This window comes from Dyadobacter sp. SG02 (assembly GCF_900109045.1).
Taxonomy (GTDB): Bacteria; Bacteroidota; Bacteroidia; order Cytophagales; family Spirosomataceae; genus Dyadobacter.
In genome coordinates, this window is the sequence record NZ_FNYL01000007.1 from 314,188 (window position 1) to 334,526 (window position 20,339).

20 protein-coding genes and 1 tRNA gene are annotated in these 20,339 nt (G+C 49.6%); 8 read left to right on the forward strand and 13 right to left on the reverse strand.

Features of this window, described 5'->3' with window-relative positions; genetic code table 11:
* Positions 1-28: 28 nt before the first annotated feature.
* Positions 29-1,381: a Gfo/Idh/MocA family protein gene (locus tag BMW93_RS18655; protein WP_090379597.1), complete on the reverse strand. Its 1,353-nt coding sequence runs from the start codon at positions 1,379-1,381 to the stop codon at positions 29-31.
* Positions 1,382-1,686: 305 nt separating this feature from the next.
* Here BMW93_RS18655 and BMW93_RS18660 point away from each other — a divergent pair, with 305 nt between their 5' ends.
* Positions 1,687-2,103, forward strand: a complete 417-nt coding sequence (locus BMW93_RS18660; protein WP_090379601.1) for a 6-carboxytetrahydropterin synthase — start codon at positions 1,687-1,689, stop codon at positions 2,101-2,103.
* Entirely contained in the window at positions 2,063-2,752 is a 690-nt protein-coding gene (gene folE / locus BMW93_RS18665) for a GTP cyclohydrolase I FolE (RefSeq protein ID WP_090379604.1), read from the forward strand. Before BMW93_RS18660 ends, folE begins: the two co-directional genes overlap by 41 nt.
* Before the next feature lie 302 nt (positions 2,753-3,054).
* On the opposite strand, the gene BMW93_RS18670 is transcribed toward folE, so the two are convergent.
* Together BMW93_RS18670 and BMW93_RS18675 are read right to left on the reverse strand one after the other, a co-directional pair.
* Entirely contained in the window at positions 3,055-3,978 is a 924-nt protein-coding gene (locus tag BMW93_RS18670; protein WP_090379607.1) for a sugar phosphate isomerase/epimerase, read from the reverse strand.
* A gap of 26 nt (positions 3,979-4,004) precedes the next feature.
* On the reverse strand, positions 4,005-5,018 hold the full coding sequence (locus BMW93_RS18675) for a cation diffusion facilitator family transporter (protein WP_090379611.1): 1,014 nt from the start codon (positions 5,016-5,018) through the stop codon (positions 4,005-4,007).
* Positions 5,019-5,056: 38 nt separating this feature from the next.
* Between BMW93_RS18675 and BMW93_RS18680 the strand changes: the two genes are divergently transcribed.
* Entirely contained in the window at positions 5,057-5,611 is a 555-nt protein-coding gene (locus BMW93_RS18680; RefSeq protein ID WP_090379614.1) for an NUDIX hydrolase, read from the forward strand.
* A 2-nt stretch (positions 5,612-5,613) separates the two neighbouring features.
* Positions 5,614-6,228 carry a LysE family translocator gene (locus BMW93_RS18685; RefSeq protein ID WP_090379618.1) on the forward strand — a complete coding sequence of 205 codons (615 nt, stop codon included), beginning with the start codon at positions 5,614-5,616 and terminating at the stop codon, positions 6,226-6,228.
* A 1-nt stretch (position 6,229) separates the two neighbouring features.
* Here the strand turns inward: BMW93_RS18685 and BMW93_RS18690 are convergent, their stop codons facing one another.
* Both BMW93_RS18690 and surE read right to left on the reverse strand, forming a co-directional pair.
* Complete coding sequence (locus tag BMW93_RS18690) at positions 6,230-7,798, reverse strand: GH3 auxin-responsive promoter family protein (RefSeq protein WP_090379622.1); 1,569 nt, start codon at positions 7,796-7,798, stop codon at positions 6,230-6,232.
* Positions 7,799-7,812: 14 nt separating this feature from the next.
* Entirely contained in the window at positions 7,813-8,580 is a 768-nt protein-coding gene (gene surE / locus BMW93_RS18695; protein WP_090379625.1) for a 5'/3'-nucleotidase SurE, read from the reverse strand.
* Between the two features lie 119 nt (positions 8,581-8,699).
* Here surE and BMW93_RS18700 point away from each other — a divergent pair, with 119 nt between their 5' ends.
* The gene (locus tag BMW93_RS18700; RefSeq protein WP_090379628.1) at positions 8,700-9,194 is read left to right on the forward strand and encodes a GNAT family N-acetyltransferase; all 495 of its coding nucleotides are present in this window, start codon (positions 8,700-8,702) and stop codon (positions 9,192-9,194) included.
* A 5-nt stretch (positions 9,195-9,199) separates the two neighbouring features.
* Here BMW93_RS18700 and BMW93_RS18705 read toward each other — a convergent pair whose 3' ends face one another.
* A complete protein-coding gene (locus BMW93_RS18705; protein ID WP_090379631.1) occupies positions 9,200-10,186 on the reverse strand; it encodes a rhodanese-related sulfurtransferase in 987 nt (328 codons plus the stop codon).
* Between the two features lie 173 nt (positions 10,187-10,359).
* Here BMW93_RS18705 and BMW93_RS18710 point away from each other — a divergent pair, with 173 nt between their 5' ends.
* Complete coding sequence (locus BMW93_RS18710; protein ID WP_090379634.1) at positions 10,360-10,974, forward strand: deoxynucleoside kinase; 615 nt, start codon at positions 10,360-10,362, stop codon at positions 10,972-10,974.
* A 7-nt stretch (positions 10,975-10,981) separates the two neighbouring features.
* On the opposite strand, the gene BMW93_RS18715 is transcribed toward BMW93_RS18710, so the two are convergent.
* From BMW93_RS18715 to BMW93_RS18735, 5 genes are all read right to left on the reverse strand, one after another.
* Complete coding sequence (locus tag BMW93_RS18715) at positions 10,982-11,452, reverse strand: hypothetical protein (RefSeq protein WP_090379637.1); 471 nt, start codon at positions 11,450-11,452, stop codon at positions 10,982-10,984.
* Between the two features lie 102 nt (positions 11,453-11,554).
* Positions 11,555-11,890 (reverse strand): helix-turn-helix domain-containing protein, encoded by a 336-nt coding sequence (locus BMW93_RS18720; RefSeq protein ID WP_229240577.1) that lies wholly within the window; start codon positions 11,888-11,890, stop codon positions 11,555-11,557.
* A gap of 235 nt (positions 11,891-12,125) precedes the next feature.
* Positions 12,126-12,209: transfer RNA gene (locus BMW93_RS18725), tRNA-Leu, on the reverse strand.
* A 288-nt stretch (positions 12,210-12,497) separates the two neighbouring features.
* The gene (locus BMW93_RS18730; protein ID WP_090379638.1) at positions 12,498-14,174 is read right to left on the reverse strand and encodes a PLP-dependent transferase; all 1,677 of its coding nucleotides are present in this window, start codon (positions 14,172-14,174) and stop codon (positions 12,498-12,500) included.
* Between the two features lie 202 nt (positions 14,175-14,376).
* Entirely contained in the window at positions 14,377-15,714 is a 1,338-nt protein-coding gene (locus BMW93_RS18735) for an amidohydrolase/deacetylase family metallohydrolase (protein WP_090379641.1), read from the reverse strand.
* A gap of 299 nt (positions 15,715-16,013) precedes the next feature.
* Between BMW93_RS18735 and BMW93_RS18740 the strand changes: the two genes are divergently transcribed.
* Both BMW93_RS18740 and BMW93_RS18745 read left to right on the forward strand, forming a co-directional pair.
* Positions 16,014-17,753 carry a gliding motility-associated C-terminal domain-containing protein gene (locus tag BMW93_RS18740; RefSeq protein ID WP_090379643.1) on the forward strand — a complete coding sequence of 580 codons (1,740 nt, stop codon included), beginning with the start codon at positions 16,014-16,016 and terminating at the stop codon, positions 17,751-17,753.
* Between the two features lie 33 nt (positions 17,754-17,786).
* Positions 17,787-18,341, forward strand: a complete 555-nt coding sequence (locus BMW93_RS18745; protein WP_090379646.1) for a dihydrofolate reductase family protein — start codon at positions 17,787-17,789, stop codon at positions 18,339-18,341.
* 5 nt (positions 18,342-18,346) lie between these two features.
* Here the strand turns inward: BMW93_RS18745 and BMW93_RS18750 are convergent, their stop codons facing one another.
* Together BMW93_RS18750 and BMW93_RS18755 are read right to left on the reverse strand one after the other, a co-directional pair.
* Complete coding sequence (locus tag BMW93_RS18750) at positions 18,347-18,625, reverse strand: hypothetical protein (RefSeq protein WP_090379649.1); 279 nt, start codon at positions 18,623-18,625, stop codon at positions 18,347-18,349.
* 299 nt (positions 18,626-18,924) lie between these two features.
* Complete coding sequence (locus BMW93_RS18755) at positions 18,925-20,271, reverse strand: WG repeat-containing protein (protein ID WP_090379652.1); 1,347 nt, start codon at positions 20,269-20,271, stop codon at positions 18,925-18,927.
* Between the last annotated feature and the right edge of the window lie 68 nt (positions 20,272-20,339).

A 20,339-nucleotide genomic window follows, 5' to 3' on the forward strand; every position in this document is an offset into this window, starting at 1 on the left:
TGGTATATATTTGGTTTTGTTATAATACTCAATATTCGTCATTCAGGCCAAAGATCCGCTGATTTGTTCGCCATTTTCCCCGGGTAAAGTCCGGAATTTCAACGGGAGAGCTTCCACGGGCGATGGAAAGTTCGGACAGCGGGCTGATGGCACTCCATACCGCCGCGTCGTACACGTCTATCGGCGGGGCGGTTTTGCGTTTGATGGCCTCCACAAATCCGCGCAGTACGAAGTAATCGATCCCGCCGTGACCTGCATTCTCGGCTTCTTTGGCATATTTTGCCCAAAGCGGATGGTCATTTTTGTCGAGGTAAGGCTTATCGGGCTCGCCGATGTGCTCTTTGGGTGATACGCCTTCCAGGTAAATCGTATGGCCGTCGTTCATCCAGATTCCTTCGGTCCCTTGCGCGCGGAACGCGAGCGAGTAGGGGCGCGGCGAGTTGGTATCGTGGATAAGTACGATGTTTTCGCCATTGTAGCACTGGATCATCGTGGTTACGATATCGCCCAGTTTGAAATTGACTTTCGCGTTGGGGTGGTCTTTGCCTCCATGATCCACCACATACTTATGCAATCCACGCGATTTGGTGGCCATGGACGTCAGATGTGTAAAACAGTTGCCCCGGTTAATATCGAGCCAATGCGCCACGGGGCCGAGCCCGTGGGTGGGGTAGAGGTCGCCGTTGCGGTCAACGGAATGCTGGGTGCGCCATTTGGCTTCGGAAAAGCCTTTTGCTCCAAATTCCACGCCGTGGCCTGCATTACTTTTACCGGTATTAAACTTGATACCCCGTAAATCGTGCTGATACCCGCAATGAGCGTAGGTCATTTCGCCAAACATCCCTGCGCGGATCATTTTGAGAATCGCCATCACATCCCGGCGGTAGCACACATTTTCAAGGATCATGCAATGCGAGCCGGTTTTCTCGAAGGTATTAACCAGATCCCAGGATTCTTGTAAAGTAACAGTCGCAGAAACCTCTACCGCGGTATACTTTCCTGCATTCATCGACGCGAGGGCCATCGGAACATGCCATTGCCAGGGTGTGGCAATGAGCACACCGTCGAGGTCGTCGCGCTTCACGAGGTTCATGAAATCCTCTTCGCCTTTGGAATATACTACGGGTGCTTTGCGCCCTGCTTTTTTGATCTTATCAAGCGTGATATTGACGGCCTCGGGGTCTATATCGCAAATCGCGTTGATCTCGACATCGGGGCGGAACAGCGCCTGCTCCACATGGTTGCGGCCTCTCAGCCCGACCCCGATAAAACCTAAACGTACATTTCCTGCCGGTTTTTCTTTTTTCAAATGAAGCGATGGAATAATCCCTGCGACGGGTGCGGCCAGTGCTGTTTTTTGCAGAAAATCACGTCTATCCATATCAGAATCTGTTGAAAGTTTGCGGCACGGATGGTAGAAGATTATTTGGTCTTAGCCGGTCCGGGGCTGCAATTTACACGCAAAAGCCAGATTTTTAAATTTTTTTATTAATTAAAAGTTGACATTGCGGACGCTTTCCGATAACACTAAATGATAATGCGGTGAACAATTTACTAGCTTACAGCGTTTACCCAAAGCAAGAGACTTCTGAGAGCGACTCAAAGCATGCTCGAACCCTTAAATGTGTTGGACACAAACTTTGTAACGACATTTAAGGCAAACGAAAATTTTAAGTGGTTTAAAATATGGTGCAAAAGGTGGCGGTGTTCCGGAAGGAGCATTTCAATGCAGCCCATCGTCTTCACAATCCGGAATGGTCGGAGGAAAAGAACGGGGAAGTTTTCGGAAAGTGCAACAATCCCAACTTTCACGGGCATAATTATGAGCTGATCGTACAGGTAACGGGTCCGGTTGATCCCGAAACCGGCTATGTGATCGACATGAAAGTGTTAAGCGCCATATTGAAGGAATCCGTTATCGATCGGTTTGACCACCGGAACCTCAATCTCGACGTTGAAGAATTCAAAACCCTTAATCCGACCGCGGAAAACATCGCGATCGTCATTTATTCAATTGTAAGACCCAAAATTGAAGCAGGCCTCGACCTGAAAATCAGATTATATGAAACAGAACGGAATTTTGTCGAGTATCCAGTCCAGTGAAGCTTTGGACATCGAAGAGGTTGGTGACGATCATTTGTTTTCAGGAATAGAGACTCCCCTCCGCAAGGACGCATTCGCAATGGAGGACGAGCTTAAAATGGAGCTTATCGAGAAGCATTTTCGCCATATTATGGAGATCATGGGTCTGGATATGACCGATGACAGCCTGAAAGGTACTCCGAAACGGGTTGCGAAAATGTATATCAAAGAGGTGTTTAGCGGGCTGGACCCTAAAAACAAGCCTGCAATCGCGCTTTTCGACAATAAGTATAAATACAACCAAATGCTGGTTGAAAAGGATATTTCGGTGTTTTCGAACTGTGAGCACCATTTTGTACCCATTTACGGCAAAGCACACGTAGCCTATATTTCAAGCGGGAAGGTGATCGGCTTGTCGAAACTGAACCGCATTGTCGAGTATTATTCCAAACGCCCGCAGGTGCAGGAGCGCCTGACCGTTCAGATTGCCAATGAATTGAAACAGGCTCTGCAAACGGAAGACGTGGCGGTAGTCATCGACGCGCAGCACATGTGCGTGCAGTCACGCGGCATAAGGGACTCCGGTAGCTCGACGGTTACTGCTTATTATGGCGGGAAGTTTGAAGAGGAGATGACCAAGAAAGAGTTTTTGAGCTATTTAGGGATGTGATTTTGTGAAGGCAAGTCGGAGAATAAAAGTTGGGGATAAAAGTTAAAGGATAAAAGTTGGGCGTAGTCGCCGACTACGTCCGTGCGTCAGGCGGTCTCTGACCGCAACATCACACATAACCGGTCGGAGACCGGCACACACTCGGACGTAGTTGCAGACTACGCCCAACTTTCAGTCGACTGCGTCAACTTCAATCCGATTAAGCCCAACAACACCCCAATACCCCATCCAACAACATCTGACCATAAATGACAACGCCTGACAAAAATTGCCAGGCGTTGCCATTTACATACCATACGAAACTACACCGTCGGCCCCACACGCTCCAACAGCGCCTTCGTAGCCTTAATACCATCATATTCCGAAAGCTTGCTTCCTTCATATTCGATACCGGCAATACCCTTAAAGCCAGCCGCCTTCACTACTTTCAGAATTTTAGCATAATCCGTTTCGATACAGTTACCGTTTTGATCGAAATCGTAAGTTTTTGCGCTCACACCTTTTGCGAAAGGCATCAGTTCCTGCGTTCCCAGGTAGCGGTCGTAAGACTCTTCGCAGCCGGTAGAAGAACGTTTGATACAGAAGTTGCCGAAATCAGGCAGGGTGCCTACGTTTTTCATATTCACCTGCTTCATCACGCCCGACAACCATTTACCGTTCGAAGAAGAACCGCCGTGGTTTTCAACGATCACATTAATGCCGGTTTTTGCGGCGAATTCACCCAATTTACCCAGACCATCTACCGCAGCTTTCGCGATTTCTTCGTCAGAACCCTTACCGAATGCATTCACGCGGATGGTTTTGCATCCGAGGTATTTTGCAGCTTCCACCCATTTGTAGTGGTTTTCAACCGCTTTGTTACGCACCGCAGCGTCGAGTTCGCCAAGGCCGCCTTCGCCGTCGATCATGATCAGGTTGTTGGTTACGCCATTGTCTTTCGCTCTTTTCAGCAGCTCGGCGAGGTAAGTTTTATCTTCTGCTTTGTCTTTGAAGAACTGGTTTACATATTCCACGATCGAGATGCCGAACTCTTTTTTAGCCAGTTCTGGGAAATCGAGGTTGGTGAGTTTTTTCGCGAAAAGAGCCTTGTGCAACGACCATTCGGCCAGTGAAATGTCAAACCAGAGCTTTTTGGCAGCCGGTTCGGCGAACAGATCGGTGAATGCAGAGGCAGCAAGCGCAGTGGCTCCGGCCTTTTTAAGGAAATCGCGACGAGAAAAGTCCATGATTGGTTAGAATTTAGATTTGATTATTATTCCTGAATATTAATTCTGGCTTCGCGGTACAGCTTCTCGTTTTTGGTGAGCTTGGCTGCGTCCCATTCAATGTCCTGCACGAATGAATGCTGGCGAACGGGACAATTGTCGATCCTGCAAAAGTAGCAACATTGGTATACGCACGGATCGGCGTGGACAAAAATTTCCGTTTCGCCCGGCTGCGAGCCTTTCAGAATGTTCTCGAAATCGTGGATCGTTTCGTGTACTTTTTGCAATTCCCAATAGTAAGGCAATGTCAAATGGCAGTCGATATGCAGATCGGAGCCATATTGCTGGGCGCGGAGGTTGTGTACATCGATCCACTCATCCTTCTTGTTCTCGTTCAAAACCTTAATCACCTTGTCGAGCAGCAACTCGTCGCTGGCGTCCATCAATCCGGCTACGGATTTACTCACTAACTGCGATCCGCTGTAAGCCAGGAAAAGCCCGAAAAGCAGCGATGCGACGCTGTCGATCCAGACATAGCCCGTCAGCATGATCAACCCAACACTCAAAATCAGCACGACGCTACTGATGCTGTCGGACATTAGATGCTTCCCATCCGCGACCAATGCCAGGGAGTTGGCGCGTCGACCTTCGGTGAGCAGTTTATAGCCAATGGCCGTGTTGACAAAAATCGTAAAAACAATAAAAACGGAACCCTGCGCCAGATTTTCGATCGGAGCCGGGTCCATTAGCCTTTTAATGGCTTCCACTACAATGAATATCGAAGCGATGATAATCAATGCGCCCTCAAAACCGGCCGAGAAAAACTCGACTTTGCCATGGCCGTAGGGATGGTTCCGGTCTTTGGGTTGGGATGAAAGGTAAACGCTGTAAAACGCAAACCCGCTGGCAATTACATTGATGATCGATTCCAGCGCATCGCTCAGAATCGCGTTGGAAGAAGTGAGGTAGAATGCAAAAAACTTCAATCCTGTCAACAGAATGCTGGCCATAAAAGACAGCATGATGAGACGTTGTTTAAGCTTATTTTGGTTTATTTGCATTTGAGATTTGTCAATGAAAGGCCAAAAATACTAAGAAAATGCGGGTTATATCCACTGAAAATAACTGGAAAACACTATCGTCGGAAACCGTTTATGAGAATGCCTGGCTGGAACTCAGTCACCGTGACGTGATTAACCCGTCGGGTAACAAAGGCATTTACGGTTTGGTTAAATTCAAAAACCAGGCAATAGGGGTGATCCCGGTGGACAGCGACAACAACATCTACCTCGTAGGCCAGTACCGCTACGCGATCGACGAATATTCCTGGGAGATCCCGGAAGGCGGCGGCGCACTCGGTGCCGATCCGCTCGACGCCGCCAAGCGCGAGCTGAAAGAGGAAACCGGTTTACTGGCCGGCAAATGGACAAAACTCTCCCGCATTCACACCTCTAACTCGGCTACCAACGAAGAAGGCTTTCTCTTCATTGCCGAAGAACTTACACAAGATCAGGCCGAGCCGGAAGACACGGAGGATTTGCAGGTATGGAAATTACCTTTGGCGGAAGCAGTAGAAATGGTCATGCGCTCCGAAATTACCGACTCACTGTCGGTAGCGGGCATTTTGATGACTGCCAGACTGAAAGGTATTTAATTATGCTGCAAGCGCTACTGTACGGGACGCTGACGGGCGTCGCATTGTGCCTTACTTTCGGGACCGTATTCTTTTCCCTGGTCCAAAACAGCGTCGACAACGGTTACCGCGCGGGTATTAAAATCGCATTCGGCGTGTTCATATGTGATATTATCTTCGTTTTCTTCGCCATTTTCGGGACGGCATTGTTGCCCGACATTCCGCATTTCCAGCAATGGATGGCCGGTGCCGGTGTAGTCTTCCTGACTGCATTAGGTTTGAGCAATATCGTCAAAGGTCAGCCCCAGATCGCCGAGCCGCAGACGCGTTTTGGAAACTTCCTGTATTATTTCACAACCGGTTTCCTGCTGAATGGCCTGAATCCCGTGAACTTCATCAGTTGGGTAACCATTGCCTCATACATCCGCACGAACCTGCATTACGATCTCAACCAGGTAATATTGTTTTTCACCGCGAGTGTCATTGCGGTATTTTTGGTAGAAAGCGCTATCGCCGTTTTTGCGCACAGGCTCAAAAAGCTGTTTACACCGAAAGTAGTGACCCTGTTTAACAAAGTGACAGGCGTAGTTTTTATCCTAATCGCCTGTCAGATTGCCTATACCAACTTTTTAAAGTAGGCTATTCTTTAATATAACCTTCTGTTTTCAGGAAATTCTTCCAGTCACTGATCAGATCTTTCTTGAAAACGCGCGGGAATTTGTTCTGTCCGCCGAGCTTGCCTTTGGATTCCATCCAATTGTAGAATGCCTGGTTGGGTAACACGGTTACAAATACCTCTTTCAATGCGTGGCGGCGCTCCACGGCGTAGTCGTCGTTGAGTTCGGCGAGCTTGGCGTCGAGTTTCTGTTTCAAAACTTCCGCATCCACATTGGATTCATCCACGCCCACGTACCAGTCGTGCGCGAACAAACTGCCGTGCTCAATGCCGCAAACGGTAAATTCTTTCACCGAAATACCCATCTCGCGCGACACCAGGTCGATCGCTTTGTTCATATTATCCACCGAAAGATGCTCTCCGCAAAGGCTCAGGTAGTGCTTCGTGCGGCCGGTAATCACAATCTCGCCGCGCGCCTTGTCGACGAATTTCAGCGTATCGCCGATCAGGTACCTCCACGCGCCCGAGCAAGTCGAGAGGAGCAATGCGTATTCTTTTCCTTCTTCCACCTGGTCGATCATCAACGTTTCCGGGTTATCGAGCATGACGCCGTCGGAATCGAAGTTTTTTGGGGTGAAAGGGATAAATTCAAAGAAAAGGCCATTGTCGCACACCAGCTCCATACCCTCCGCACCTGGCCGCGACTGGTACGCGATAAAACCTTCGGAAGCGAGATAGGTATTAATGTAAGTCATCGGCTTGCCGAGCAGTTTCTCAAAACCTTTGCGGTAAGGCTCAAACGAAACGCCTCCATGTGCGAAAACCTGCAAATTCGGCCAGATTTCGTGAATGTTCTTTACATTATAATGCGCGATGATCTTTTCGAAAAGCAACTGTATCCACGCCGGAACGCCTACCACGAAGCCAATGTCCCATTCGCTGGCTACACGCGTGATTTCTTCCAGTTTCAAACCCCAGTCGCGCTGCGCCGCGATTTTCTGGCCCGGCTTGTAATACGGGCGGAACCAGCGCGGGATCTGCTGGATTTGGATACCACTTAAATCGCCTGCCAGGCTACCCGTGTCGTGCGGGTTCAGGTTAGTACTGCCGCTGAGCATGAGGAAACCCTTTTCGTACAAATCCGGCGGGAGATCTTTGTAATAACCCAATGACAAAATCTGGCGGATACTGGTCTTCTGGATGGCCTTGGTCATGGCCTTTGTCACCGGAATCTGCTTGGAAGCCGCTTCCGACGTCCCGGAGCTCAGGGCATAGTATTTAATGGTGCCCGGCCAGCATACATCCTTCTCGCCTTCGAGTGATTTGTGCCACCACTCGTTGAATATCTTGTTGTAATCATAAACAGGTACCGTGCGTTTGTATAGCTCGTAAAATGCGCCTTTTTCACCAAAAAGAATGGTGGAAAGGAGCTCGTCGAAATTGTATTTCTCGCCGAACTCGGTATATCTGGCCTTGGCCAGCAATTTGGCCAGGGTTTTCTTCTGTTGCTGGTGTAAACTTGCCTTGCGGCGGTTGGCAACGATGTTGCTGAAATGGATGCCTTTCTTTAATAAACTGCCTACTAATGCCATAGCTGTTGGTTAAATTACAAATCCCAGGTCGATAGCTTTTTCAACGCTTCATACTCTGTCAGATCATATTGACATGGCACCACTGAAATATAGTTGTTATCCAGTGCCCAGACATCGGTATCTTCTTTTTCCGTATCGAAATTGATAAACTCGCCGGCCATCCAAAGGTAGCCGCGACCATTAGGGTCGACGCGGTAATCAAATTTCTCCTGCCATTTGGCATGCGCCTGGCGGCAAACCTTCACACCTTTTAAAGCCAGGTCGGTTTTGGCAGGAATGTTCACATTCAATGCAATGCCGTTTGGAATACCATTCTTCAATGCTTCTTCCGTGATAGATTTAATATAGGGAATTGCGTGGCTGAAATCCGCATCTTCCCTGAAATCGCAAAGCGAAAAACCGATCGCCGGAATGCCCTCGATCGCTGCCTCGATGGCCGCCGACATCGTGCCGGAGTACAGCACGCTGATCGAACTATTGCTCCCGTGGTTGATACCACTTACTACAAGGTCGGGTTTGCGGTCCTGCAACACGTAGTTTTTAGCCAGTTTCACGCAGTCGGCCGGTGTTCCCGAGCATTCGTATTCCGTCACATTATCAAAAATATGGGTGGAATAAAGCCTGAGCGGTTCACCGATGGTAATGGCATGGCCCATTCCGGATTGCGGGCTGTTGGGAGCGACCACGATCACTTCGCCCAGCGTCTGCATGATTTCAACCAGTGTTCGGATTCCTTTGGACGTTATTCCGTCGTCATTTGTAACTAAAATGAGGGGTTTCATATATTTCTACTGATCGGGTGCTTAGCTGCTTCGTGCGATATGGTCTGCCGGCTCAGTAACATGGTTTTTAAGTGAATAAATATTTAATTGCGCTTTTTAAGCTGCCAAATTTAAGCAATATGCCTTCATTCGCAACACTGCAAGCCTACGTCGGAGACATTCCGACCATCATCGAAATCCAGGAAAAAACATGGGAACCGACTTACCGTGACATCCTTAGCAAGGAGCAGATCGATTTTATGTTCGAAAAAATATATTCTCCCGAATCCCTCACGCACCAGATGCAATCCGGGCAGCAATTCATGATTCTGCTGAGCGACGGAACGCCCGTCGGCTTTTCGTCGGTGTCCGAGGAAAAATCCGGGAAGTTCAAATTACACAAAATATACGTGCTTCCAGCCACGCAGGGAACCGGCGCGGGTAAATACCTTTTGCAGGAAACTGAAAATTACGTGAGGTCGGCGGGAGGAACAGTGCTGTCGCTGAATGTGAACCGCTACAATAAGGCCAAAACGTTTTATGAAAAAATGGACTTCCATGTCGTGGACGAGCAGGATATTCCCATCGGGCCTTACTGGATGAACGACTACATCCTCGAAAAGGTATTAAACTGAACCGGCTAGGCCGATTCAGTTTTCAATGCAAGCTTCATTTTCTTGATATTCTTTTGCTGGCTTTTGAGGCCTTGCAAAGGATTGTAGTTGTTGCTGTTCACCACATAGTACCCCGTGCCGTCGTAAGTACGTTTGCCGGGGTGAGATTTGCATTCCGCCGAGCAGGTGCCTTCCATTTCCCAGCCGCATTTCTCGCAGATAGGCAGATGGTTGTTGCATTCCGCATTCGCGCAGTTCACCATCCGGTCGCAAGGTTCTTCGCAGATATGGCATTTGGAAATCACCGTGGGGTTCACGCTGTTCACATCCACGGTAATGCGGTTGTCGAATACGTAGCATTTGCCGTCGAAGTTCTCTCCGCCCTCTTCCAGACCGTAACGTATAATGCCTCCGTGTAGCTGGTAAACGTCGGTAAAGCCCTGGTCGAGCAGGTAGGCGCTCGCTTTTTCGCATTTGATGCCGCCGGTGCAATAGGTAACCACCTTCTTGTCTTTCAAATGCTCGATCTCGTGCATATGGTCGGGCAACTCGCGCAGGTTATGCATATCGAAAGTGATCGCGCCCTTGAACTTGCCTACTTCATGCTCGTAATCCGAGCGCATATCGACCAGTACCACATCCGGGTCGTTCAGCATCGCTTTGAAATCGGCCGGTTCGAGGTGCTTTCCTGTGCGTACGAGCGGGTTTACGGGCAGGTCGGAGTTCACGATCTCGTCCTTCACGCGTACGTGCAGTTTCTGGAATGCAATATGGTCCGACTCCTCCACTTTGAACTGGACACCGGCGAAGCGCGCATCCGAACGGACATAATTCATATAAGCCTCGCATTGCTCAGGCGTGCCCGAAACCGTGCCATTCAGGCCTTCCGGCGCCACGATAATGCGGCCCAGGAGGTTGTTTTCAACGCAAAAGAGGTGATGCTCATCGCGATAAGTGTCAGGATCGGCGATGGTCGTGTAATAGTAATATAGGATAACCCGGTAAGGTTTCATCGGTTGTCGATTAAGTATTCCAATGAGAAAAGTGTGGAATTGAGCCGCAAATATACGAATAATGCAAGTTTTAAGAAAATGCCGAAAATCAGTTTTGTAGCAGAGCGGTTATCCGTTGAAATACATATTTTTGTGAACACTCGTTCATCTACTCAACTCATCCTACTTTTCTTATGCACATTGCTATCATCGGTAATATCGGCGCTGGTAAGACCACATTGACCCAAATGCTGGGGGATTATTTCAAATGGGAAGTGATGTACGAGGCTGTCGAAGGGAATCCCTATCTAGCTGATTTTTATATGGATATGGATCGCTGGGCGTTCAACCTGCAAATCTATTTTCTGAACAACCGTTTCGCGCAGGTCCAGCGGATCCGCGAAACGACTTACTCGACGATCGTTCAGGACCGTACTATTTTTGAGGACGCTTACATTTTCGCCCGCAACCTGTACGAATCCGGCGTGCTCACCGACCGCGACTACCAGACTTACCTGCTGCTGTTCGAATCCATTATCCGCACCGTTTCCCAACCCGATCTGCTGATTTACCTCAAAGCAGATATTCCCAAGCTGGTGTCGCAGATCAAAAAGCGCGGCCGCGAGTTCGAATCGGATATTTCGATAGACTATCTGACGAACCTCAATCGCTATTACGAAGATTTTGTGCAGAACTATGAAGATGGTAAAATCCTTGAAATAGATGTCAACAACATGGATTTTGAATCTAATCCCAAGGATTTCGAGCACATTATTACATTGCTCAACAAAGAGTTGTTCTACGTGTAATGTGCGCCTAATACATGCAGGCGATGGCCTTGTGGAGTAGCTGATTCTTTTTTGTATCTACCTTGAATGTCCGCTTGTCATCCGGCAGCAGTATTTCGATCTGCACCGTTCCCTTCATTTTTTCAAGCTCTTTCGGCTCGATCGGGGTCGACAGGATGAACTCGCTCTGCCAGTTGCTGCGGTCGGTGGAGCTGATGGTGGTATAGAGGGAAAAATTGCCTTTGGCGGATGAAAATTTAATTTCGGTAAACATCTGGACATGGTACACCTGGCCAAACTCGTCGTTATGGTAGTTGAGGACCCGCTCCTCGCCGGTTTTGGTAAGTGTAAAGTATTCTTTCGTCCCGGAGAGCGGAACAATGTGGTAGTGAACCTTCTTGTGATTCGACGGGCTGATGGTTTCTTTGCATTGGGCAAAAGACTTGTTTTCTTCAACCATCAGTAAACCGGCTACACCAAGCAGGAAAGCGGACTTCATGCAGAGGGCGTAATTCAACACTTTTCGAGATTTCGGGGTTATTCAAACGTTTGTAAAGATAATCGCCTGATAAGTAGAATGCAACAGGGTAAAGGGAAAAGGCTATTTTACTCTTCGTTCCTCTGCCAGTTGTTTGTAAACTTCTCCAAGTTCGTCTTTTAATTCCCTGATTTTCGTTTCCAGCTTCTCAACTTCGCTTTTGTGGACGAGGTCTTTCATGTATATCACAGTCTCCGGCTTGCCTTCATAACCGAAAAGCCAGTTAGGGTGAACACCGAGCTCCTTAATCAGGGTTCCGACGGCATCGGAAGTAAATTTTTGGTCTCCTGCGAGAACTTTTGAAATTTTGGATGGGGATAAGCGCACGATCTCAGCCAGTTCGCTTGTGTTCAAGTGGTGTGCTTTCATGAGTGCCGCTATTCTTGCAACTTCTATCATTGCTGTCGGTTCTGTTGTAACACAGCATTGCCCACGGCTTGGGAAACTCCGGATAGAATGCTATATGTACAAAATGTCTAGGTTAAGCGCGTTATGTAAATATAGTAAAAGTAGCGTCACTTAGATAGAAGCGATGACGAAAAGGCAGCCCGGGGCGGGGAATACGGGAAGGTGGGTAGCAGCCGAAAAGGCACAAAAAAAGTGCGTTGGTTGTTTCCAAACGCACTTTTCGATGTGACCAGAAGGAGAGTCGAACTCCTATACCCGAACGGGCACTACCCCCTCAAAGTAGCGTGTCTACCAATTCCACCACCTGGCCGTCAATCGTGATGCAAAAGTAGTATTTAAATGATACGACGCAACAGTTCTGCGCCGTTTTTTTTGAGAAAATATTGCCGATTGCGTGAAAAAACCTTCGTATTTGTGCGATTTGGTCGTAGTTTCGCGGCTCGAAAACGGGTTAGTGCCCGCAGGATCAGACCGTTCAGCCTTTCGTAGGACAAAGGCTTCGAAATATTAAAAATTTTAGATTTAGTAATTAGCATAAAAGCCCTGGCATCGATCCAAGGCTTTTTATGTTAATTACCGTTATGTGAAATCCGCTGACCTAGGTCGACAATGGGCGGCCGGCAGGGATATTGATCCGCTGGCGGTTGCTCGGGAAGGTCGCTTTTTTGGCAACAAACTTCGCATTCACATATTCCACCATATCGATTTCGCCGGTAATAGTGTCGCCGGAGAGCTTTCCGTAGAATGTCATCGTCAGGTTGTCGCCCGGCACGCTAAACCGGCTCTGGAAGCGTACTTCATCGCCATCGATATTACCGAACAGTTCGCGCGTGGCGAATTCGCCCTTGTGCGTACCATAGAGGTAATTGCCGTCCTGCCGTTCGATAATGAAAGTATGCTTGCTGGCGCTGGTATAGAATTCGATGCTTACATCCCAACGTCCCGCGATTTCGGCTGCCGGTGCTTTCATAGTCGCCTCGGCCTTGGGCGCGCTGCGCTTGCGCGTGAGGATTTCGTGCACGCGATCGGCTACGATCTTGTCATTGCCTGGGCCCATCATGTAGGCGGCGATGGTGATCGACGTGGTAGGAGGGCCCGATTGTGCCGCTGCCTGGCCTCTTCGGAAACCGGTTCCCACTGCTATGCGCGGTTTGGTCGTTTGCAACTCGTCGGCTACTTCCTGGCCGGTGATATTCAGCTTGGTCGGGTCCCAGGTAACCGTCAATGTCGGGGTAGCATTGTCCAGAGCGCCTTCTTTGGGCTCACGTACTTCCAGTTGAACGCTTGGAATGCCATTCAGTTTCTTGGTGATGGTATCCAGCCACGACACCCACATTTTCATTTCTGCCTTGTGGTCGCGGGTAGCCCACGCTTCCACGGCCGCGAGCATGCCTATCACTTCTTCGCGGCCCACTTTGTTATTGCGACAAGGCCCGTGATGCGGTGCGCTGGCCTGCCATGCCGACATCAGGACGTCCTTGCTGCCCAGCATGAGGCCAGCACATTGCGGCCCGCGGATTACTTTACCACCACTGTAAGCAACGACCGATGCCCCGGCTTGCAGGTGGATATTCGGGATGGTCAAACGTTCGGCGGCTGCGTCTACCAGCAATGGCACGCCGGCTGGTTTGGCGATATCCGCCACGGCTTTCACAGTCCACGGCTCGTCGCCCGGCATCATGTAGATCATCGCCGTGCGAGGGGTAATGGCTTTTTTCAGTTCCTCAATCGTTTCTACCGTAATGATTTTCACGCCCACGTTGCGGATCGCGTGGTCATACACGTTGCGCGAGGAGCGGGGGATAATCACCTCTGTTTTTTCGAAACCTTCCAGATTAGGAATACGGATCAGTTTTTCGGGGTTACCACCGGCGACAATGCCCGCTGTAACTTCGTTCATCCCTGCCGCGCAACCCGATGACACCATGCCCCATTCCGAGCCGACGATCTCAGCCAGGCGTTGGCCTACGCCGAATGCTAGCTCGTCGATCTGCACATTGTATTGGCAGGCATATTCCATCGCCTGGCGCACTTCCGGCAGCTCGATGGACGCGCCGATAATCGTAAATGTCCCCCGGCAATTGATGATCGGTTCCACACCGATCGACTGATAGATTTGCGGTCCGGCCTTCAATGGTCCCGGAGCTGATACTGCCGCCGCGGCTTTCTGGAACCATTTCGGTTTGCTGCTTTCGGCAAATGCCGCCGACGTGCTCAGAACGCCTCCCGCGAGCGGGATCAGGGAAAGATCTTTTAAAAGTTCTCTGCGTTTCATTGGTGTTAAGGTATGGGGGTTTTGAATGGTTAAAGGGCTTTGTTGGGGAATGGTCGGGTGGACCGTATAGTCAGTGTGGTCAGGTGTGGTCAGGCATTGTCAGGTTTAGTCAGGTATCGCCGGACTTTGCCTGATATTGTTATAAGGATGCCTGATTTGATTTGGAATACCCTTTTTTTGGAATAAATATCTTCCTTTTTAATCATCTTGGGCCTGCTCCCTGGCCTTGCTGGCCCTGGCTCGCGGCCGGGCGCTCGGGGCGGGGCAGGTTAACCGGCTCCACGCGCGCATTGAGCGTGTACACGATGTTGCCGCCACGGATCGTTGCTTCGGTTTCGATGCGTTTCTTGCCCGTAATCTTGCCGTCGCGGGCGTAGTAGCCGAAGTTACCGTCGCGGAGGTTCAATACCGCGATGTCGGCGGGCGAGCCTACGGAGAGGTTACCGAGTTCTTCGTGGCGGATCTCCTGCGCGGGGTTCCAGGTACTGGCTTTGATTACACTTTTGAAATCCATACCCATGGCCAGGAACATCGACATAATGTTGTTCATGTCTTTCATGGCCGAGTTCATGCTGCTCGTGTGAAGGTCGGTGCTAATGGAATTAGGGAAAAAGCCTTGTTTGATCGCTGGTTGTCCCTGGGAATAAAGGAAACTCGCCCCACCGAACCCTACATCGAAGATCACCCCGCGTTTTTGTGCCTCTATGGCGTAAGGTTTCACTTTATTGGTCGAAACATCCACGATAGACTCGCGGCCGCGACCGCTGTTATTGCTGTTTCCGCCGAAGCAATGCGTGTAAATGTCGCCTTTACGGAATTTTTTCAAATACAATTCTTCCAGGGACAAAACCGGGTTGGCGCTTCCAAAATCGACCATGACAGGGATGTTGGCAAGGGTACCGGCTTCCAACGCACGGTCGGTAGGCGTCCAGTCGTGACCCACGAAATGTGCCAGTTTTACACCTACGACGTCGTTGGGATACTTTTTAGCCATTTCCGCGGTCGCTTTGGCGTCCATTTCATCGAGGCTGTTCTCGAATTTCCCGCCTGCCATTCCTTCCCCGACAATGTTCAGGAATGCGAGCACGCGGGTTTTGGAAAGATCGATGGTTTGTTTTTTGAATGTTTCAAAGGTTTTCCACCCGGAACTTCCCGCGTCCACCACGGTGGTTACACCCGAGCGGAATGTGAAACCGTCGGCGGGCAGGCCATTCGGGCCGTTGCGGTAGGTGCCTTTGAGGTCGGTACCCCAGAAAAAGTGTACGTGAATGTCGATGATACCCGGCGTAACGTAGAGCCCTTTGGCATCCACAACCTGCACAGCCAATGCGGGATCGATGTTTTTTGCAACCAAGGCAATCTTACCGTCTTCGCCGCCCGGCGTGCCTTCCACCGCCACGTCCATGACGGCGTCGATGTTGTTTTTAGGGTCGATCACGTGCCCGCCTTTGATCACGATGCTGTATTTCTTGTCCTGGGACCAGGCCGGCTGGCACAGGATACAAAGCATCATCAGGGCTGAAAGGGAGAAAACTCTCATAATGTTAAGGATTTAGGATAGTAAATGCTTTCGCTCAACGGGAATGCAAACAGGCGGCATATATGATGAAGACAAATATTTAATGTAAATCCCCTCATCATCCGCCGTAAATATTTTCAACCGTCGATACACGCTGGTAAAAGCAGTAACAACGTCGCTTTTACGCTGGTAACCAGCTCAAAACACCGTATTTTTTTGCCGCAGGCATATGCATCGCCGATAATGCAAAAAGATTGCTCCGGCCACGCAACGGCACTCATTTTTATAGCGTAAAATGTTGCAACGAACCTCGGACCCTTATGAAGCATTTTTTACGTTCAATCCTCATTTTCTGCCTTTTTCTCAAAGCCGCCCACGCGCAGGTCGATTGCAGTAATGTGGGCTTCGAGCAGGGAAATGCCAATGGGTGGAAGCTTACCTACGGCGCGGTGACCGACGCCAACCAGGAAACCGTTTTTCAGAACGAACAGAATGGCACGCAAAACAGCGAACATTATATTACCAGCCTCACGGACGGCAACGACCCGAAAATCCCGTCGATCCCGATGGTCGCGCCCGGTAGCACGCATTCGATACGGATCGGCAATGTGACCGAGGGCGGACATTTCAGCCGCATTCATACCGAATACACCGTTACGGCCGATAATACACTGTTTCAGTACAAATTCGCCGTCATTTTGCAGAATACCGGCGCCGATGGCCGGGCTAATCACGAGCCTTTCCAGAAGCCGGGCTTCAATATCCTGATATTCGACAGTAATGGCGAGGAATTGCCTTGCAGCAGCTACGATATTCAACTCGAAGGCGCCAATACCGTAGAAGGTTTCCAGGCTTCGGGGGATATTCAGTACCGCAACTGGACCGTTGGCGCGATCGATTTACGGAATTTTGTAGGTAAAAAGCTGACCATCGTCGTAACCGCCCACGGGTGCACGCGTATGAGGCATTTCGGCTATGCATATTTCGATGCCGAATGCCTGAAATCGGAGATCAGACAGGTGGCCGATTGCCCGGATGCGGACGGCTACATTACGCTGGCGGCGCCCGAGGGATTTGGAAAATATAGCTGGAATAATGGTGAAACCTCGCAGCAAATCCACATCAAAGCCAATATAGGCGATAAATTTCATGTAGAAATGGTACCGCGGGGCAGTCTGGACGAGTCGTGCGCATTGGGACTGGATTTTACAATTGGTTTTAAAAAGAAGACGGCTGTCCTGGCGCAGGCTATTTGTGATGGCGATGCATTTGCTTTGGGCGATACTTTGCTGAAAACGAGCGGTATCTACGTCCGGAATGTGAGTAAAAGCAATGTCTGCGACAGCACCGTAACCCTGACACTCACCGTGAACCCGGTTGGAAAGTTTACCCAAAACCTCCGCATTTGCGAAGGAGAAAGCGTGAAGGTGGGAGATAGTACTTACACGGAGGCGGGGACTTACATCCAGCATATTCAGCAGATGACGGGTTGCGACAGCGTCGTAACGACCGTGCTCGAAGTGGTAAAGATCGATCTGTCCGTCACGCCCACGCTTTCGATCACGCAAGGCGACAGTGTGCATGTGGAACCGCTCGTTGAACCGGCGGCCAGTTATACTTACCACTGGAATCAGGCGGACTTATCCTGTACCGACTGCCCCGACCCCTGGGCATCGCCCCAGCAATCGACATTATACCAGCTCGAAGTGACTGACCCGGACAAAGTTTGCACACGTCAGGCGCGGGTGCAAGTGTACGTGAAGCCCTGCGGTATCGAAGTGCCCGACGCTTTTTCGCCGAATAATGACCAGTTGAATGAGGTATTCTATGTGTATGGCAATCCTTGCGTGAAACTGGTGCGCGAAATGTTTATTTACAACCGCTGGGGAGAAGTGATTTACCGGAAATCCAATTTCGCCGCTTCCGATCCGTCGGCCGGCTGGGATGGTTCGTATCACGGCGAAAAGACCGCGCCGGGTATTTATCCCTACAAAATCAGGGTAGAATTGACCAACGGTAAGTTTTTGAGCTACAAAGGAGTAGTGAACCTGCTGCGGTAGCAGAAACGATTTTCATCTCAAAAACAGACCACCATGGGAAAGCTCATCGCCTACAACTTCACGACGCTCAATGGTTATTTCAAAGGCCCCGACAACGATATCAGCTGGCACCGGCACGGCGAAGAGGAAAGCGGGTTCGCCGCCGACAACCTCGAAGCGAAAGCCACGCTGCTATTCGGCAGGGTTACCTATGAAATGATGGCCGGTTTCTGGCCGACCCCTATGGCGATCGAAAGCATGCCCGAAGTCGCCAAAGGCATGAACGAGGCCGAAAAAATCGTATTCTCCACCACCCTCGATACCACCGACTGGGCCAACACCACGCTCGTCAAAGATAATCTGGTAGAAGCCGTTCGAAAACTCAAAGCTATCCCCGGCAAAGTAATGACCATCCTCGGCAGCGGTAGCATCATCGCCCAACTCGCCGAAGCCCGCCTGATCGACGAATATCAGTTCATGATCGACCCCGTTGCGATCGGCGAAGGCACGCCGTCGTTTCAGGGCCTGACCGGGAAGCTGGATTTGAAGTTAGTTGACCACCGGGTGTTTAAGAGCGGGGTGGTGTTGCTGAGTTATGAGGTGGTTTGAAATGCTTAGGACGACTGGCTGTTGTGGTAGGGGATAGCCTTGATCAGCCGGATATTGTTGTATTCGGGGATGACGACTATGTTTTCTTTCGGCACGATGCCACGTTGAATCCAATTGGTAACTGTCTGTGTGTTAGGGATATTGAATCGCTTGCAATACTCAGAAATAGTAACCCATTGATCCATTGGGTATTGTATGCCTTTGTACTCGCAGAAATCCTTTAATGCTTGCTTACTATCCGCAAGCAACTTTTCTAGCTCTGACTGATTTGTTTCTGTTGTCATGATTTCTTGCCCGGATTAATCAGTGTCGTTGCTATCGCCTTCACTTAATGCTTTCTGAATTAAGGCTATCAGGTCCAGCACATCATCTAACTCCCGCTGCGTCATAGAATCCTGACGGTCGCGAAGATATTGCCGAAGCGCTGCTAGCTGCATGCGGAGGTGAAATTCTTGCATTGTAATAATGTGTGTAACGAAACTTAAAGATAGAATTTGTTTCGTTACGAATCAAGCGGAGGCATGAACGCCGAGCGGGCGGCGCGGCCTCTACGCGTGCAAACGCGTTGAACTTGTCCCTTGATCTACTTTTTAGTAATTCTAACCAACCGCTTTTTCAACACTCGCTGATAAAACAAATTATTCAACCAAATAAAAATGATTACACCAATAATGATAAACACGGCATTCAATTTGTAAGAAAAACCTACGAATTCTTCCTTACCGTTTAATGAAAGCTCGAAACGTAGCCAGGAACGCTCCACGATGGTGGTAATGCGGTCGAATGGAAGTGCTTCGTCGTAAATGATTTCCGTGATGAAGTGGCCGGTGGTGTCCATATAACCATACTTATCATCGATACGGATCATAGAAATTCCATGATTGTAATACGATGCGAAATCATATTTTAACGGCGTCCGTATTTTGCCGGATTTATCGATATGGCCGAATTTGCCATTGATGGCGACGGCGGAACGGTTTTCGGCGGTGAAACCGGTGGCTTCGTCGTACAAATGCTGGATGCGAAGCTTGCCGGTTTTGTCGATACAGCCCCATTTGCCGTCCTTTTTAACCCAGAATAACCCGTTGGTAGGCTTGCGGGTGTCGGTGTAGTCGAAGGGAACGATGAGGTCGCCGGTGAATGGACTAATATAACCGTACTTATCGCCATATTGTACCCGTTCCATTCCCTGGCCGGAATATTTGTACTCGGGGTCGATATCGTCGAGCGCCACAGGGACTTTCAACATCATATTCTTATCGATGATCCCGTATTTGCCTTTGTAAAGGAAATGGTAAATAAATTTAGATGCTTTGATTTCCTTTTCGATAAAGCGGCTGAAATTGAAATTCAGAATATGAAAATCCGTGGGTCTTTGTATCCACCATAGCACGTCTTCTTTCGTATCGTGGTTGCACAGGAAATCGATATCCGAATCTTTGATCAGATAATGCTTGGTAAAATGTTCAATGGGTATCCGGTAAAGCTCTTTGCCGGTTAGATCAATGTACGAAAGCCCGTAATGTTTGCCCGACGGGTATATAACCCAGGTTTTACCATCGCGAAACCGGTCGGTGGAAGTGTATTTAGGTTCGATCACAATTTTACCGTGTTTGTCGATGAACCCGTGGAGGCCGTGTCCTTCGGAATTCAGTTCCATCGGCACGAACTCGGCTACGCCCTCTGCAAAATCGCCGATGTCGCGGTAGGCGGGCGTGAGTTTCCGGCCGCTTTTGTCGGTAATGAATGTCTCATAGGAGCGGCAGGGGACATTCACCTGCTTGACGACGTAGATATCGTCATATTCGCGGTACTCATTGTATTCTTTCAGCCATGCTTTGTTGCCTGCGGGCTTCATCTGAGCTTTCGCCCAGGCAGGTCGCAACAACAAGAACAGGAGTATCAGGCTATGAAAAGTCGGTCGAAGCATTCAAAAAACGCAGGTTTCAGGTTAATCGGAGCCATGGCAAAGTATGGTAGGCATGGCCCGGAACGCGG